Origin of the sequence: Mucilaginibacter celer (assembly GCF_003576455.2) — a bacterium.
Classification (GTDB): domain Bacteria; phylum Bacteroidota; class Bacteroidia; order Sphingobacteriales; family Sphingobacteriaceae; genus Mucilaginibacter; species Mucilaginibacter celer.
The window spans coordinates 1,960,653-1,977,979 of sequence record NZ_CP032869.1 but is presented as its reverse complement, the minus strand read 5'-3'; the positions used below and the strand labels follow the sequence as shown (position 1 = coordinate 1,977,979).

At 40.8% G+C, this 17,327-nt stretch carries 16 protein-coding genes; 8 read left to right on the top strand and 8 right to left on the bottom strand.

What is annotated here, in order from left to right; genetic code table 11:
• Positions 1-10 precede the first annotated feature (10 nt).
• Positions 11-373 carry a response regulator gene (locus HYN43_RS07675; protein ID WP_119408884.1) on the bottom strand — a complete coding sequence of 121 codons (363 nt, stop codon included), beginning with the start codon at positions 371-373 and terminating at the stop codon, positions 11-13.
• Positions 374-482: 109 nt separating this feature from the next.
• Between HYN43_RS07675 and HYN43_RS07670 the strand changes: the two genes are divergently transcribed.
• From HYN43_RS07670 to HYN43_RS07660, 3 genes are all read left to right on the top strand, one after another.
• On the top strand, positions 483-1,688 hold the full coding sequence (locus HYN43_RS07670) for a GAF domain-containing sensor histidine kinase (protein WP_119408883.1): 1,206 nt from the start codon (positions 483-485) through the stop codon (positions 1,686-1,688).
• 692 nt (positions 1,689-2,380) lie between these two features.
• Positions 2,381-3,577 (top strand): alpha/beta hydrolase-fold protein, encoded by a 1,197-nt coding sequence (locus tag HYN43_RS07665; protein ID WP_119408882.1) that lies wholly within the window; start codon positions 2,381-2,383, stop codon positions 3,575-3,577.
• 579 nt (positions 3,578-4,156) lie between these two features.
• A complete protein-coding gene (locus HYN43_RS07660) occupies positions 4,157-5,365 on the top strand; it encodes a hypothetical protein (protein ID WP_162996361.1) in 1,209 nt (402 codons plus the stop codon).
• 131 nt (positions 5,366-5,496) lie between these two features.
• On the opposite strand, the gene HYN43_RS07655 is transcribed toward HYN43_RS07660, so the two are convergent.
• The 6 genes from HYN43_RS07655 to HYN43_RS07635 all read right to left on the bottom strand — a co-directional run bounded on the left by HYN43_RS07655 (position 5,497) and on the right by HYN43_RS07635 (position 10,770).
• Positions 5,497-6,228, bottom strand: coding sequence for an LOG family protein (locus HYN43_RS07655; protein WP_119408880.1), 732 nt, complete (start codon positions 6,226-6,228; stop codon positions 5,497-5,499).
• A gap of 84 nt (positions 6,229-6,312) precedes the next feature.
• A complete protein-coding gene (locus tag HYN43_RS30230; protein WP_162996360.1) occupies positions 6,313-6,537 on the bottom strand; it encodes a hypothetical protein in 225 nt (74 codons plus the stop codon).
• A gap of 127 nt (positions 6,538-6,664) precedes the next feature.
• Complete coding sequence (hemA, locus tag HYN43_RS07650; protein ID WP_162996359.1) at positions 6,665-7,567, bottom strand: glutamyl-tRNA reductase; 903 nt, start codon at positions 7,565-7,567, stop codon at positions 6,665-6,667.
• A gap of 13 nt (positions 7,568-7,580) precedes the next feature.
• The gene (locus tag HYN43_RS07645) at positions 7,581-8,459 is read right to left on the bottom strand and encodes a universal stress protein (RefSeq protein WP_119408878.1); all 879 of its coding nucleotides are present in this window, start codon (positions 8,457-8,459) and stop codon (positions 7,581-7,583) included.
• A gap of 24 nt (positions 8,460-8,483) precedes the next feature.
• Positions 8,484-9,827, bottom strand: a complete 1,344-nt coding sequence (locus tag HYN43_RS07640; protein ID WP_119408877.1) for a L,D-transpeptidase scaffold domain-containing protein — start codon at positions 9,825-9,827, stop codon at positions 8,484-8,486.
• Positions 9,828-9,939: 112 nt separating this feature from the next.
• Positions 9,940-10,770 (bottom strand): universal stress protein, encoded by an 831-nt coding sequence (locus HYN43_RS07635; RefSeq protein WP_119408876.1) that lies wholly within the window; start codon positions 10,768-10,770, stop codon positions 9,940-9,942.
• A 222-nt stretch (positions 10,771-10,992) separates the two neighbouring features.
• On the opposite strand from HYN43_RS07635, the gene HYN43_RS07630 reads away from it, so the two are divergent.
• Positions 10,993-11,445 carry a pyridoxamine 5'-phosphate oxidase family protein gene (locus HYN43_RS07630; protein WP_119408875.1) on the top strand — a complete coding sequence of 151 codons (453 nt, stop codon included), beginning with the start codon at positions 10,993-10,995 and terminating at the stop codon, positions 11,443-11,445.
• 291 nt (positions 11,446-11,736) lie between these two features.
• Entirely contained in the window at positions 11,737-11,904 is a 168-nt protein-coding gene (locus HYN43_RS07625) for a hypothetical protein (protein ID WP_205589895.1), read from the top strand.
• Positions 11,905-11,941: 37 nt separating this feature from the next.
• Here the strand turns inward: HYN43_RS07625 and HYN43_RS07620 are convergent, their stop codons facing one another.
• Complete coding sequence (locus tag HYN43_RS07620) at positions 11,942-12,454, bottom strand: flavodoxin domain-containing protein (protein ID WP_119408874.1); 513 nt, start codon at positions 12,452-12,454, stop codon at positions 11,942-11,944.
• Positions 12,455-12,746: 292 nt separating this feature from the next.
• Here HYN43_RS07620 and HYN43_RS07615 point away from each other — a divergent pair, with 292 nt between their 5' ends.
• From HYN43_RS07615 to HYN43_RS07605, 3 genes are all read left to right on the top strand, one after another.
• Entirely contained in the window at positions 12,747-14,870 is a 2,124-nt protein-coding gene (locus HYN43_RS07615) for an LruC domain-containing protein (protein WP_245447188.1), read from the top strand.
• Between the two features lie 116 nt (positions 14,871-14,986).
• The gene (locus HYN43_RS07610) at positions 14,987-16,477 is read left to right on the top strand and encodes a PAS domain-containing protein (protein ID WP_119408872.1); all 1,491 of its coding nucleotides are present in this window, start codon (positions 14,987-14,989) and stop codon (positions 16,475-16,477) included.
• 295 nt (positions 16,478-16,772) lie between these two features.
• Positions 16,773-17,309 (top strand): DUF892 family protein, encoded by a 537-nt coding sequence (locus HYN43_RS07605; RefSeq protein WP_119408871.1) that lies wholly within the window; start codon positions 16,773-16,775, stop codon positions 17,307-17,309.
• Positions 17,310-17,327: the final 18 nt, after the last annotated feature.

Here is a 17,327-nt window from a genome sequence, read left to right as displayed (position 1 = left end):
AAATATGAGGCTATTGCAATTGATCTTTTACCTTATTGAGCAGCACGTCGATGTCAAAAGGTTTGGGAATAAAATCGTTCGGGGCTCCTTTTTGATTTAATGAATCTGAAAGGTTGTGCGTACCAGAGATCAGGATTACCGGTATATGGTGTGTGTTTTCATCTTCCTTTAATTTGCTGCAGATTACCCGGCCATCCATATCGGCCAGCATCACATCCATCAGTACAAGATCTGGATTAAACTCGCTGATCACAGCTTTAACCTGTTCTCCTGAGGAAAGCGATTTCACTTCAAAACCACTATCGGTCAGCAAATAGGATACCACATCCAAAATGTCCTGGTCATCATCCAGGATGAGTATTCGCTTGCCCATAGAGTTATATATTTATTTTGTTAGCACAGTGCGAATACGATGCCAGTAAAGCGCACGCTCACATAATATTGAATAAGGATTATTAAATGTATCTTTGTGATGTTCAGCTATGATAGAAAAAGAGTTACCGGTTCCGGAGAATGAAGCTGAAAGGCTGATCGCATTACAATCTTATGATATTATCGATAGCGGTGAGGAAAAGGATTTCGACACTATAGCTTCTATAGCGTCTGCCATTTGCGGTACACCGATCTCGCTGATCACTTTCATTGACGAAAAACGCCAGTGGTTTAAATCACATATCGGGACTGACCTAACTGAAAATTTCCGTGACCTTTCTTTTTGCACCTACGCTATTGCAGCACCCGATGAGATCCTGATCGTACCGGATGCTTTGCAGGATGAGCGTTTTGCAGACAATCCTGTCGTGACGGAAGCCAATGTTACCTTCTACGCAGGCGTGCCACTCGTTAATGAAGATGGTTATGCTTTAGGTACCTTATGTGTGCTCGATCAGCAGTCGCATGATTTTAGCCAGGGACAAATTGATGCGCTAAAAGCGTTGGCCAAACAGGTAGTGGATAAAATTGAACTGCAGCGTAAAGTATCCTTACTCGAAAAAACCAACCAAGAGCTATTGAATGCTAATGTATTGATCCAGAAGTTCGCTTCGATGGCCGCCCACGATATTAAAAACCCGCTCAGCAGCATCAAGCTGACCTCGCAGGCCCTTCGTACCAGAAAGGAAATTACCATGAGCGAAAACTGCTTACGACTGGTAAACATGAACATATCTGCTACGGATAACCTGTTGCTACTGGTTGACGAAATGATGGCCTATTCGAAGAACCCGGCATTATTACTTGAAAAGCGGCAGGAGTTTGAACTCAATGCTTTAATCAGCAAAATAGTAAGCTTGCTGACAGTACCGGATAGTATCCGTATTGAAATACCATCGGCTAAGCAAATGGTAAACTTTTCGATTGTTGCTATGGAACAGATCCTGATCAACCTGCTGAGTAATGCAATCCGCTACAATGACAAACCAGAGGGCTGGATAAAAATACGCTTTGCCGAGGATGTGGAGTTCTATCACCTGGAAATAGAAGATAACGGCATGGGTATCCCAAAGGCTTACCTCGAAAAAATATTTACGAATAACTTTACGCTCAACGTGGCCGATAGGTTTAATAATAAAGGGTCAGGTATCGGATTAGCTACGGTGAAAGATTTGCTTTATCTGCTCAACAGCACAATTTTCGTAGAGTCAAGTATCGGACTGGGGTCAATTTTCAAAGTTCGCTTAAAAAAATAACAGTTAAGTCAATTATAGCTTTTCGCATTCACATGTCTATTTCTAACACTTTGGCTAAGTGAACAAGCTTTTGACAACATCTATGGGCAACGTTGCCTGAGTTGCTGGTTTGCGTCTCCAATTAACTCTTCGCCTATTTAACCTGATTGGACGTACTTGCTTCTATCGATTATCATAATCCTAAAATTATCTAAAAGTGACGGTTATTCAAATTTATTTAACCATTCGAATAACATGTCAAGTTTTTGTCGAAAATTATTCATCGTTAATAATCGACCAGTGTTCGACAATCGAACTTTTTAAAGATTGAAATTTTAAAAGCAAAAGAATAAAATCCGTTGCCTATCAGATTTTAAAATTTTTCAAGCCATTAAGAAGCTACAATAGTCCATATTTAACTACTTGATTTTAAGCTTACTAATAAACATTAATACAGGCAAAAGGTGTTCGACCTGAATCCCTCCGACTCCACAAAGCACTTACCGTAAGTTGAACGTGTGTTTGGCTTACGGTTTTTTTGTTATAAGAATTGCATCGAAACCGCGTATTGGATTATGTATTTGTGTTTCTTAAATTCTCCGGCAACATACCCGTGCCCTAAAAAAGCATAGTCCCCTTCAACTTCACCTTTATTATAGCTTTATTTTTTTTAAAATAAGACTTATCTTCAGCAAGCAACTTTTCAATCAATAATGGTAAAAAAATCCAGCTTTACCCGTTCCGCAATTGGGCTGGTCGCCCTTAGCCTTGTTATTACGGGTAAGTTATTTGCTCAAAAAAGTGATACCGGCCATATAGCTGTAACCAAATTCGTTACTATTCATTCCACTATTTTAAACGAGGACCGAAAGCTACATATTTATACACCGGCGGTAATGGGCGATAGCAGCTTTAATAACGAGCCGATGCCAGTGTTATATGTAATGGATGCTGAAGCCCTTTCTGCGCTTGTTTCCAGCCAGGTGAATTATTTATCGATCAATTATGGGTTATTGCCCCGAATGATCGTTGTTTCTACCTGTAATTATTCTTATGACCGAATCCACGACCTTACTCCGACCCATTTCATTACAGGCTATGAAGGTAAACCAGACAGTAGTTTCAAAACCAGCGGGGGCGGTGAAAAGTTTCTGCAATTTATGCGCGAGGAAGTAATACCATATGTAGAAAAGCACTACAAAACACAGCCGTTCCGTGTTTTCGCCGGCCACTCCTTAGGCGGCTTAATGACCACTTATTGCCTGTTCCATTATCCTGATATGTTTAATGCTTATTTAGCTATAAGTCCCGCGCTTTGGGTAAACAACGACGCAGGAGTTGCAGATGCGGCGTCAAAAATGAAATCACCGATAGCTGAAAAAAAATTTTTTTTCATGAGTGATGGCAACGAGGGAGAACGTTTTCATACGCCCGTAGCCAAGCTGGATTCTCTTATCAGTTCGAAAAAGTTAACCAACTTCAATTACCAATTTATCCACTACAATGATGAAAGCCATGGATCAGAGCCAGTGAAAGCCTTTTATGATGGCCTGCGCTTGATTTACCGGCGTTATGAACTTTCGCCGGCTGATACAACAGCATTGTCAATCCAAAAACACTATAGCGATCTTGCTGCGGCTTACGGCTATCACCTGCTCCCTCCTGAAGTTGACATCAACGCGATTGCTTATTACTGGCTCTCTAAGTCATGGAAGATGGATGACGCCATAGCACTTTTCAGGATGAATACGATCAGCTACCCAATGTCATTTAACGCCTATGATAGCCTCGGGGACGGTTATGCCAAAAAAGGGGATAAAGTAAAAGCTATTGAGAATTATAGGAAAGCAATTGCACTTAAGCCCGATCTTGAATCAACCAGGAAAAAACTGGCAAAAATGACGCAATAGGCCGCGTTGGTTGTTAAAAGCCCGTTATAGTCATCACTTATCCTATGCATTAATTATCAAATACGCTTTTACTTATTGACGTTTAAATGGCATATTAAAAATCGGCCATGAATTGCAGAAAAGTATAACGCGAATTGGCGGTCTGCTCGCCCAATACAGGTTTAAAGGACGCCAGCAATATTTAGGGACCAATCCAAAACAAATTCAGAGCGATTATGCATGATTATTCCGACGATAAGCAGGTCACTATTTGGAAAGGCTTTTTAAAAGAGAAGTTATTTTAAAAGGTTTCTTTAGCGGATCTTTCCATAGCATCAATCGCATCAAGCAAGTCATTAAACAAAAACAAATAATCTTCGTTTTCAAGTAATAGAATAGGATCTGGTTCTAACTCAGTCCCCTTGCGTCCGCAAATTACCTACCGTAAGTTAAACGTATGTTTGGCTTACGGTTTTTTGTTATAAAGGTATATCAGTTTAGAAACCTAAGAAAATACACAAAAAATTGTGGAATAGTACCCGTAGTTGCATCATAGTGTTACAGAAGTAACTAACCAAAGGGATAGATTTCAATCAAGGGATGAAAAACCAACTATTAATCATTCTCATAATATTCTCATTTTCCACAACCTTTTCTCAAACAAAAAGAATAAATGGCGACACCTCTTATTGGGTTAACGCAAACAAGACCTCTGAAAGAACATTAAATTTGAAAAACTTTGAAACATCGGCCGATGAATTTAATTTCAGGGTTCGTTATTATGGGCAGGTAATTGAAGTTACAAAAGATGGCTGTAGTGTTAACGCCTACCTTACAAATTACATTTTCCATACAAAAAAGGCGAATAGAGACAAAACCGACACCTTATTTAGCAAAGTAACTTTATCTACGGAAAAAGCTAAAAACATATACAACCTTATTATAAACTCTGGCATTTTAAAATTGCCAACCGACAAAGAGATAAAAAACTGGCAACATGGTGCAGACGGAGTTACTTATTTTATAGAGTATTCTGATAAAGAAAATTATTCCCTAAAAAACTACTGGACGCCGTCTGCACAGGATTCTATTCCGGAGGCTTTAATGGTGCTGAATTTTATAAAAAAAATTTCCGACTCATTGAATTTAAAAGAAATGTACATGGCCTTTGAAAACGGTTTACCAAAACAAGGGTGCTACAATTCGGGCGGAATGGTAACTACTTGTTATAGTTCAAACACATTTGAATTTGGATATAGCGGAGCAACAAAAATGCCATACGGATTTTGCACTTCCTACCGGGCATCATATATAGGCAAAATAAATATAAATTCGGGAGCTGCCTTACAGTACAATTTTGATGATAATAAATTTTACCATTTAAATTTCCTGGTGTCCAAATGGAATATTTTAAAAATCAAATCGCAATTTTCAGATTTCATTGCTTATAACTATCAAAACAGAAGACTTAATATCGATAAAACAAACAATAAGTTTCAAAATCATCAAATTGAATATGGCTTAAACCTGAAAAATAATTTCAGTATGAGAACGGGTTTAGATTACTTGATTAATAACGACGAAAAACCCGGATTTTTTTTATACGGTTCAAAATTCTTCCCCAAAATCAACACCAGTGTGGTATTAGTTTCTTCTGTTTTTAGCAACCGGATAAATTACAAAGCACAAATACTCAAGCTTTTTAATCTAAATCAGAATCTGGCTACAAACCGCTTTGCATTAGGTTTAACTTATGAAGATTTTATGCGTTACAAGGATGTTTATGTTAACCTACAAATATCACTCTGAGGCAAACGGAGGTAGTTTGAATGCCGTCTTTGCGTTTCTGCGGAATTGATATTGGTAAAAGACACCGGCTGTCTGTTGGCGAAAAAAGAATTTCACGTGCCGACATATAGTACTTAATATCACATAGGTATTTAAATATGCTCCAACAGCCATTTTATAGGCTTTATAGGATTTGCGGGCTTCAAACCAAAAGCCTTTATACTTTTCTCGGCTATCAGGTTAACGGCCTCCTGTATGTCGTCGGTAATCAGGTATAATTTCGTATCGTCGGGGCCAATGGTTCCGTTATCCTTCATCAGGTTAATATGTTCAACAAGCTCTTTGTGGTAGGCTGTGCCGAAGATAATAACGGGGAAATTTTCTATTTTATGGGTTTGAATTAAGGTAAGCGCTTCAAAATACTCATCCATAGTTCCGTAACCACCGGGCATTACCACAAAAGCGAACGAGTATTTAACCAGCAATACTTTCCTAATAAAAAAGTGCTTCATGTAAACCCATTTATCGAGGTACGGGTTTGGTTTTTGCTCTATCGGTAACTGTATATTGCACGCAACCGACCGCCTACCTACATCTTTGGCACCACGATTGGCCGCTTCCATAAGCCCGGGGCCACCTCCCGTCATTATCGTAAAGCCAAGTTTGGCAAATTCGGCCGCGGCTTTTCGAGTGAGTTGATAATAAGGGTGATCTTCATTAAACCTGGCCGAACCGAATACGGTAATGCAAGGCCCGATAAAGTGTAAAGCGCGGAATCCCTTTATAAATTCCCACATGGTTTCGAAGGTAAAACGCAACTCCTTTAACCGTGAATGAGGCCCATCCAGGAATACGATCTCTGATTTACTTGTACCGTTAGCCATAACAGGTTATTTTAATCCAAATCTGTTATTTGTTGCAGGATTTTGAAATGATGCCGATCAGAAACTTAATTGACAGAGATCACATTAATTGGCATTATGCGTAAAAAACAGAGGTGCCATAAAGCTATTTAAAGCCTCAAGATAATGGCAACCTGCTTTATCCGAGATTTTCATTTTTGCCGCTGTTTCGCTCAAAATTTGCTGAATCCTTTGCTGTTCTTCAAAAGGAATAGAGTAACCTGCACCAGCAACACTCAAAGCCCGATTTACACAAATGGAATTCAATTTTCCCTTGATTGAGTTTACCAATAAAAGGCCTTTGCGCAGCTGGCACCACGCTGCAAATTTGTCAACAAAACAGTGAATTATTGTTTGCGCAGCCTGTATATCGGCTTGCCTTTTCTGTAACGTTTCAGCATTAACAAGTGATACCTCGTCAATATCTAACTAACTTGATGTTCGCCAATTTCGCCACCTCTGGATCCACGTTACGTGGTACAGCCAAATCTACTACCAGTTTTTCGCCCGTACCAACAAAGTGGCTTTTAAAAATAACCGGGTAAGCCGCGCCGGAAGCAACAACGATAGCATCTGCAACTTTAATTAAGCTTTCCAAATCAGCAATATCGGCGTAGTTAATGTTCATTTCGGCGGCAATTTCCCTGGCTTTATTTACAGAACGGTTAACTACTGTGATATCCGGTTTCGCTGGGCAACCAATAAGGTTTTTACAGCTAAGCCGCCCCATTTTACCGGCCCCCACAATTAATATTTTACTATCTGCTTTTAAAAAGCCATGTTGCTTTATGAGCTGAACCGCGGCGAACGATACTGATGTGCTTCCCTTGCTAAGATTAACTTCATTTTTCACCTGCTTTGAGGCCTGCAAGGCTGTATTATAAAGTTTTTCTAAAAAGCCATCAATAAAGCCGCGCTCTTTAGCAAATTTAACGGCTTGTTTCAGCTGTCCAACAATTTCGTAATCGCCAAGTATCTGCGAGTCCAGGCCCGCAGCAACGTTAAATAATTGGTTAACAGCACTTACACCTGTCTTTTTGTAACAATGGGCTTCAAACTCCGCTCTCTTGCCAACCGTAACGCTGCATAGCAAATTAACCAGGTTGCTGATATTATCTGTCAACCCATAAATTTCGGTACGGTTACATGTAGATAGTACAAACACCGATGTTATTCCATAATGCTTTGCATGCTTCAATAAAACCTCATATTGATCCGGGCATACTGCAAATTTGCCCCTGTTATGGGCGTCACTCTTTTTATAACTTATCCCAACGGTACAAAAATGCCTTATATCGGCTATACAATTAATTGTTTTCAAAATATCGGGTTTGTTAAAAGTGTACCGGCGGCAATTGTTCAGGCAACACCAGCAGGGGTATATTAATATGATGGGAAAGTTTCTGTGTGTAGCTGATGCTAAACAACCGTTCGAGAGAGTTAACCTTGCGGTGTACCATTATAAGCATATCAATTACACCGTGCTGGCTTAACCAGTCGAGGCCATGCATAACATCCATACTTTTTATATGTCGGTAATAAATTTTAGGATAATTGGCCTTGCAGGTAACATCCTTTAAAAAATCATCAACTTTTTGTTTGTCATCACCGTCTTCAAATTTATCATCGGTAATATGTGCTATCAGCAGCTCTGCATTGAAATAATAGGCCAGGCTTGCTGCCGAATGGATCAATTCGATGTCGCCGCTGTTCAAGTCGGTGGCAAAAGCTATTTTCAATATCGGTCGAAAACGGGCTTCGGCCGGGATCAGCAACACCGGGAAAGTTGCTTTATTAATAACTTCCTGTGTATTGCTCCCTAAGAAGAACCGGCTTATAGCTCCCGCTCCCGACATACCCATCACCACCATTACACATTTTTGCTCTTCAACCGTGTTTCTGATCATATCCATTACCTCACCGGTAGCGCTGCGGGTATTGATAAATTCAGAACCGGAACCTGTTTTTTCAAAGCCCGCTTCATGGCGCAGGCTTGCCGACAGATCGTTAAGCTCCTGGTCGGTTTCTTCCTTCAATGAAGTATAATCCTCCAGCGGCCAGGCCACCTGGGCAGCCATCGGCGCTTCTGATGGTACCTTAATAACGTGGCACAAGGTTACACCCGCCCTAATATTTTTTGCAAAATTTACCGCATAGCTTGCCGCGTTATTGGCGGCTGCCGAAAAATCTGTTGGTACTAAAATGGTTTTCATCACGTACTAAGTTTTAATATCCGGTTAATGGGTTTTATTGTTAGGCTTAATATTATAAAGCATGTTTTCGATGCTGCTGTCCAAATTGTAAAGATCATTGTATTTAACAATCTGGCCTTCAACAATAGCCGCCGTAATGTAGGTGATGCTGAGCGGGATAGGCTTTTTCAAACCAAAAACCTTAACTTCCCGATTCATTAGGGCGCGATGAACAGATTTAATATCGCTTTCGCTGCCCCCGGTTTTAAGTAACTGTTTTGCAAACTCCTCGCCCCGCTCAATTTTTATCGCCCCGTCGCTTACGGCTCTTTCGCTCTTATTGAATAAACGTTTGTTGGATACACCTTGCAATTCAATACCTGCTCTATTATCGGGTATAAAGTATATATAATCCCCTTTTTGCCCGTTGGTTGCGGTAGGTTTAAAAGATAAAACCCCGGAATTAAATTTATCCGGACTACCGCTTTTCGGGCCACGAGGCCCTGCCGAAGTTGCAAAATCAGTAAGCAAGGCAACCATCGTTGGCGTTGGTGTGGCACGCTTCCCTACAATAACTTTAAAATAAAAAGCTGTATCCGGCGTGGCCAGTTTTAATGAATAAGTTGGGATGTTGATCTGGATGTAGCTACTATCGTTAAGTTCGGCCCAGCGTAAGCGCTCCATATTCACGGCTATTTTTCTTACGTCGGCCTCTGGTGTTTCATAGCAATCGCCTTCGTAAACGCCTTTAATCAGGTGTAATTGATATTGAAAAGCTTTGTAATCGGCACTGGTAGGCTGCACTTTTACTATCGCGTCCATAAAAGCAGGCTGAGTGAGCGCGTTAGCTAAAACCTCACTGCCATTAAAACCTTTCACCGTTTCCCGGTCGGTTTTTGAAGACGGATAATAGGGATTTAATTTACCGAAATGGAGGTTATTTATAAACGTTAGCATGGCATCCGTAAGCAGTATTTCAAAACGGGCTTTTTGTTTACTGCTTATTTTTTCGGACTGTTCAAGTATTTTATGGAGCAGCGGGTACAGCAGTTCGTCGGGGTGATAATCCTCGTGCCTTAAACCAAATTGCAGTACACAATCAACCAGCAACATGGCAGCCCAGGTTTTGTTCTGGTCTTTTTGTTGCAATGTCCAGATGGGCGCATAACCGCGTTTAGCGAAAAAACGCTTTGTCGACAATGGGAAATATAACCCGCTGTTCACCGTCCTGTCATTCAGTTGCGCGGTTATCTCGGCCTTTACCGAAGTATCGCCTTTTAAAGCAACCACCCTCGCGGCTTCAGCGTTACCAAAAGGAAAAATGACTAACGCAAAGAGGAACCCAAGGGTTATTTTAATGGCTGCATTATTTATAGCACGTGCTTTCATAACATCGTTTTTTATAATGTAAAGTTGCGGTGCTTCAATTATTTAATAAGTGATAACGGTCACTTATTTGGTTGATCCTAAACACCCCTGCCATGCGCTAACCTGCTAAAAATCAGCAAGAAAAAATCATCACCGGAATGGTTATATGAATGGGGACGGATGCGTCGGCACCTTGTGTAACCAACTCTTCGCAGTGAAAACGGTGATGAACCACCGCCAGCAAATCAGCATTCATGGTGTGTACCATAACGTCTACAGCGCGGGTAACATCCCGTTCCTGCGTGTTATTAAAGTACAACCGATTATAATCAACGCGTTTACTTATCTCGTCGCTAAATAGTGTGAGCGCATAATTTTGTTCGATATGTGGCAAACCTTTCGCTGATAGGTGCGCGAGCAGTATATCGGCGTTGAAGGGACGGGCTAATTGGGCAAGGTATCTCAGTACATTTAAACGGCAATAACGCAAATCGGCAATGTGGATGATATGCTTAAAGGGCTGGTCGTCATATTTTTCCGGGATAAGCATCAAGGGGCACGCAACCCTGTTTAAAACCGCGTGGATCTTTACATCGTTGCTTAAGGGTTCAAATTCGCCTACTCCTTTTACCAGCAGCCAGATGTTGTTTTTGTTGATATAGGAGGTCAATTGAGCTTCAGTATCAAGTATAGCATTGAAATCGCTGATTAGGGGTGTAAAACCTACAGATGCGGCTGCTTTACGCCTCAATTCATCAGAAAGGCTTCGCCTTGATTCAGGGATATGAAATTCAGTTATATCCCTACCGACCAGCTGATATTCTCTGGAAACCAAAGGTTGTTTTAAAGCACAAACGCGTGCCAACACTAAATTTGGCTTTACCTGCCGGGCAACGCTCAATGCAAAATGTGCCGCATGTTGTGCTGATGTGGAGCCATCATCAATTACCAGGATCGTTTTCATAATAATGTTTTTAGGTTAATAACCGGGTAACAACAGCAAAATAAGGCATCAGGCAGTTTTTTTTCATTGATGACTATCAGTCGTTTATGTGATTTCCATCATCCGATTTGTGTTGCGGAAATAGCAGTTTTGGTGTGACAGCAATCATTATTTAAACTGATAGCGAACATCTTATTTAAATAACGTTGAGTTTAGCTTTGGTTAAATTAAATACTTGCCATTATGTTAGGAAAATTAGAACAACCAGAAATTGAAGCTTTGCTCGGCCGACAGGTAACAGGCCGGCTGGGGTGTCACGCCGGTGGTACAACCTATATCGTTCCTGTTAATTACGTTTATAAAAACGGCATCATTTACGCGCACTCTGGGCCGGGAAAAAAGATTGATATGATGCGGCAAAACCCCGAGGTTTGCTTTGAGGTTGACGAGATAAAAAACATTTTTAGCTGGAAAAGTGTGATTGCCTGGGGAAAATTTGAAGAGATTACCGGGATGGAAGAACAGCAGCGAGCGATGCAGGCTCTCATTCACAGGATAATGCCATTGGTTGAACAGCCTACCGGTCATCCATCACATGGCATTACCGAAAGCGAATATGACCTTGGCGATAAAGTAGACCTTATTGTTTATAAGATTATCATTCACAAAACTACAGGCCGTTTTGAGCAGAACTGATTAATCCAGTGCCTGGGGGCAATGGTGCCGATAATATCCTACGGCAATTGTTTACTATCTGGTTCCCGATCGGATAAAACTAATTTGGCACCAAAAGGCATTAACATTGGCTGTTCGATAAATGATTATCATCTTTTTTTTTGCGGAGATAATCATTTCGTGCGGAAAGCTTCAGGCTAACTTTGTTGCATATTAAACCTACAATAGCAGGTAAGGCTCATTCAATATCAACCGGCAGGTAATACAAACGCAGGCGCGGCATGTTGTAAAAGGGTTACGAATAATTATTATATGATAACCAAAAACGAAGTTTTCGGCTATACACCCGATGAAAAATACCAAACCGGTGTAGCCTATTTTTCGATGGAGTTTGCTCTTGACCAGGCGCTGAAGATTTATTCCGGAGGGCTGGGCTTCTTATCCGGGCCGCATTTGCAAAGTGCCTATGAGTTAAAGTAAAACCTTATTTTTTTAATTTCTACACAAAAAACGAATGTTAAACATCGCCTAAGCCTTCAATCTGACCAACGATGTCATCAAGGCGACGCCGGTCCATATAATCAAAGCCTTTTTTCATAATCCATTTTTTTTGAGGATTTTTTTCAAGCCAGGCCCCCATCTTCAACAATAACTTGTCTTTCCATGAAAGTTTAGCAACCTCGCATCTGCCTGGGAGGAAAAACATTTTAGCTGTATCGATGATATTACGTTTAAAATTATTATTGATCAGCATTTGCTGCTGATGAAGATCTTGGCCATTAGCGCTGCTAACAATGAATATGAACAACTTTTTTTGTTTAAGGCTACTGTTATTTCTGGCCAGCCAATCACGCAGTACCAGGCTGCCAACATATACGGAACTGCCAATCACAACCACCTCATAAAGTTTCAGTGCGTTTGCCGTAACATCCTCCGCTTTTGATACAGGCATTTCCAATGCATCAGCCAACCAGTGTGCATACTGTTCGGTAGCACCATACTTTCCCCCGTATATGATAATTCCTTTCATTAAAATAAGTGATTTTGATAGCGCAAGTTACCGGGTGAGAATGGAGCCCGAAATGATTATGGTCACATTCCGCAACTGATCTTAGCGATGGTTATCTTTGACAATAAACCTTCTTGCTGGGCGGTGACCGGGTTTTGTTGTAAACGCCCGAGATTCACCGGCTTGAACTGCGCCGTATTGCTAAAATCGGAAAAATTCCAAAAAATAGACCAAACACAAAATTTAAATATCTGATTATAAGATATTTAAATAAAGGCATGCCAATTGAAAAGAGAGTTATAAAATTATTGTTATGAACCCTTTCGCCTCAAAAAACTTTCAAAACAGCAAACCAAGAGCTACTTTGTTGATAATATTGCTTGCATCGACAATGTTTATAATATCCTGCAAAAAGGATACCAGCTCAGGTTTGGTTAGCCAGCCGCCGGTTGTGGTAACGCCGGGTGACAGCGTTATCGCGCCTGCAAATTTTGATTTTGCCACTACAAAGCTTGTATCAGTTAAAATTAACCTGCAATCAAACAACAATGAGCCCATAGCAGGCGTGCCGGTAGATATTTTTGCCGGCGACCCGGCAACAAGCAGCCCGATATTAACAAGCCTTAGCGACAATAACGGCGTATTGCAGGCCCAGGTTAGTTTACCCGCTTATGTTGATACCTTGATAGTTGATGCAAAATATGTTGGCCTTATGCGTAATGCCAAAGCTGTAATAGTGAATAATGTAGTCAACGGCACTATTGGTGGCTCGGCGGGATTTTCGGGTAACATATCCCAAAACAATTATGTTAGTAAAAGTATAGGCAAAATTAGAAACTTAAACTCGTTTAGCACCATGGTTTCTAACAGCAGCAATACCGTTTACAGTTATATGGGCCAATATGATAATTCGGGTGTTCCTAAATATCTCGAACCTACTTATGATGTGATCACGTCGGATCTTTTATCGTTCATAAACGCTTCTTTACCCGAGACAGTGGATGTACGAAAGAGCCATCCTCAATACCTCCAGTCGTCAGCCACAGCCGATTTAAACATTACCGAAACAGCCGATGTTTGGATAACCTTTGTAAGTGAAGGCGCCGGTTATTTAAACTCACTGGGGTATTATACCTATACTACCGGCACCCCGCCAAAAAGCCCTTCTGACATAGCTTCGGTTAAGTATATATTTCCTAACGCCTCGCTTCCCGGTTCGGGTGGTAACCTTCGTTCGGGTAGCAAAGTGAAACTGGGCCGTTTTAACGCGGGCACATCAATAGGATTTGTGTTGTTAGCCAACGCCTGGGATGGCGGCTCAAAAACGGTGAGCACAAGCACTGCTAAATTTTACTCAACAACTGCCTGCAATCCAGAAACAAACGCCGATCTTAAAAAACACACCGTGCTGCTTTTTTCTGAAACTCAAAACCTTTTCCTGATTGGTATTGACGATCAAAACCGCCAGACGGGTGGCAGCGATAACGACTTTAACGATATTGTATTTTACGCAACATCAAACCCGATAAGGGCGATATCACAAACCGATGTACAGCCAATTGATAAACCGGTAGATACCGACGGCGATGGTGTGACAGATACTTTCGACCAGTTCCCTACCGATCCTACAAGGGCTTATGTAAGTTATTACCCTTCAAAAACAACATTCGGAACAGTTTTATTTGAAGATCTTTGGCCTGCAACCGGCGATTACGACATGAATGATATGGTAATAGGTTACAGATACAAAACCGTTACCAACGCCAAAAACCTCGCCGTAGAAATGTACGCCGACTATGCTGTAAAAGCTTCCGGAGCATCATTTGTAAGCGGCTTTGGGGTACAGTTTCCGTTTGCGTCAAATGCGGTTCAAAGTGTAACCGGCCAAAAAAGGGCATCCAATTACATTGTACAAAACGGCAACGGAACCGAGGCTGGCCAGGGTAAAGCGGTTATTATTCCGTTTGATAGCTACCAGGCTGTAATAAAACGTCCAGGCGGTTATTATATCAATACTCAAAATGGCGCACCTTATATTACCGGCGATACCGTGCATGTGCATATTAACTTTACTACTCCACTTTCGGCAGCAACATTAGGTACAGCGCCTTTCAATCCATTCCTGATCAGTAATCAGCGCCGGGGATACGAGGTACACCTTCCTAATAATATGCCGACAGACCTTGCAGACAAGAAATTATTCGGCACGCTGCAAGACAACTCAAACGCGGGATTGAACAGTTACTACAAAACCAAAAACTCCTGGCCGTGGGCTTTAAACTTTGTAGAGCAGTTTGACTACCCATCCGAAGGAAGCAATATTGGCAAAACGTACAATTATTTTCTGCAATGGGCAAAATCAGGTGGAACATCACACCCGGATTGGTACCTGGGCACTTCAGGCAACCGCAACGAATCGATGATCTACAGAAAATAAAACAGATCAATTACAAACAGAGCCAGGTACGTAGCCTGGCTCTGTTTGTATTAACGGGTGTGGCATTTTTTAAGTTTAAGATAAGCTATATATTTAGCCCGCTTAACCCCTGTTAAATGACCGATGAAATTAAATCCCGTTTTTATGAGGTAGGATTTGAAGTGGCCGACCATACCTCGGCCATGCTTGCCTATTGGGATAAAAACCTTGTTTGCCGTTATGCCAACGCGGCCTATATCGAATGGTTTGGCAAATCTCCGGCCGATATGATTGATAAAATAACTTTACACCAATTACTCGGACCGCTGTTTGCATTGAATTTGCCATTTATTACCGAGGTTTTAAAAGGTAAAGTACAGGTATTTGAACGCGATATTAAAATTCCGGATGGCCAGGTTAAAAGTACAATCGCCACGTATTGTCCTGATTTTGCCAACCAGGAAGTTAGAGGTTTTTTTGTACATGTTGCTGATGTTACACCTCTTAAAAATCGTCAAAACTCAAATATTATACCCAATGATGGCTTAACATACAATGACCACTTGATTACGCAGGTGCAGGAAACGTTAAAAGCCTGTTTGTTTACGAAATTTCCGGGTATTGCGGCCTTGGCCAGGCAACACTTTATTTCAGAAACCAAGCTGAAAAAAGGCTTTAAAACAAAATTCAACACAACCATCTTCTCCTATTACCGGGAGTTACAGATGGAGCTTGCGCATAGATATCTGAGCGAAAAAAAGTGCAGTAAAAAACAAGTTTCCATTTTGTTGAATTTTTCTAACCAGGCTAATTTTTCTGCATGCTATAATAAGTACCTGAGCACTCAAAAAACAAAGCGAATTATCGCCGGTTTGCAGAAACAAAATGAAAACCTGCATAAAACCTTCACCGAACAGGTTCCGTTTGCTATGGCCATGCTGGATAACGATTTAGGATATTTAGCTTATTCGCAAAAATGGCAGCATTACTTTAAGGCAGGCGATGACACTGTTTTAAACGTTCTTAAATTATATAACCTGGGGCAAAACGCAAACGACTGGGAGTTGATTTTATCCAACTGTTTGCAAGGCACTCCATACAGCAGCAATGAGCAACTGATTGAATTTATTGATGGCAGGCAGTTATGGATAAAATGGGATATCCGCCCCTGGTATCAGCAAAATGATATGATTGGAGGAGTTATAATAGCCGCCGACGATGTAACAGCCATTAAACAGCGGGATATTGAGAACCAAAAGCTGCTTGAGATTTTAAATAAAACCAACGAAATAACCAGAACAGGCGCATGGAAACGAAACTTTGATAACGGAACTGCCATCTGGAGTAAAATATTAAAAGAGATTCTTGAAGTGCCCCCGGATTTTGAGCCCACCGTTGAACTGGCATTCAATTTTTATAAAGAAGGTAAGGATCGTGACCTGGTAAAAGCGGCGCTTCATAGCGCGATTACCCACGGTACCCCTTTTGATATAGAAGCAACTTTAGTATCTGCCAAAGGTAATTTAAAACGGGTAAGGGTAATTGGCTATCCCGAATTTAGTAATGGCGTATGCCATAAGTTATCAGGGATATTCCAGGAGTTGTCCAATACCGGCAGTCTATCTTAAAAAATGCCTTCTGCAGCTAATAATTAACCCTCAGCATATATTCCTGCGCCTCTTCAAGGCAGTAACTTCGCTTTAATATTATTTCACCATTTTAATTTACCTAACAACCTTGAGAGCAACACTTTATATACTTTACAACGAACATAAACCGCTACCTTAAATATCATAGTAGTAGCAGATTGGAGAGAAAAATTATCAGCTAACGGTTTGCCTGTAAAGTTATGGCAATACGAATTATATACGGGTGCTTTGCCTCGGCATACATAAGTTGTACGGATATGAATTAGCTACAATCATGATATCACTTTCCAGATCAAGCATTTTGAATGCATCATTCAGAAATATTTTCGTCGCGCAAATAAAAATATTGTATAATTCAAAGCAGCAACTAATAGGGTATCTGCCACTTTTGCTTAACGACTGTTATTATATGCCGCTTAAACACGCCATAGCCGAAATTTTAGAGGATATATCAAAAAATGCGCACACACTACGAAATATCATTAAATTATTAAGCGAAGACCCGGAATATAAATATTGCCTTGGCACCAGTTCGCTCGTATATGAAGCATACAGCCAGGTGAAACTCAAAAAATACAACATCTGGGAAATTGACATGACGGTTGTATATTATTTGTCTGCCATGATGAGCCAACAACTGGGTGTTGCTAATACAGTACTGCTGATTACTAAAGAAGCAACTTACAGCCCTTTTGCCCAATCCATTGAAGAAATAGCTGATACCACATCAGAAAACTGCACACTGTTAAATCACCTTGCGACAGAAATTGTAAAATACGCCGGCAAGCTTTACGAAGTTGATACGGTGTAACGAAACTGACTAAAAACA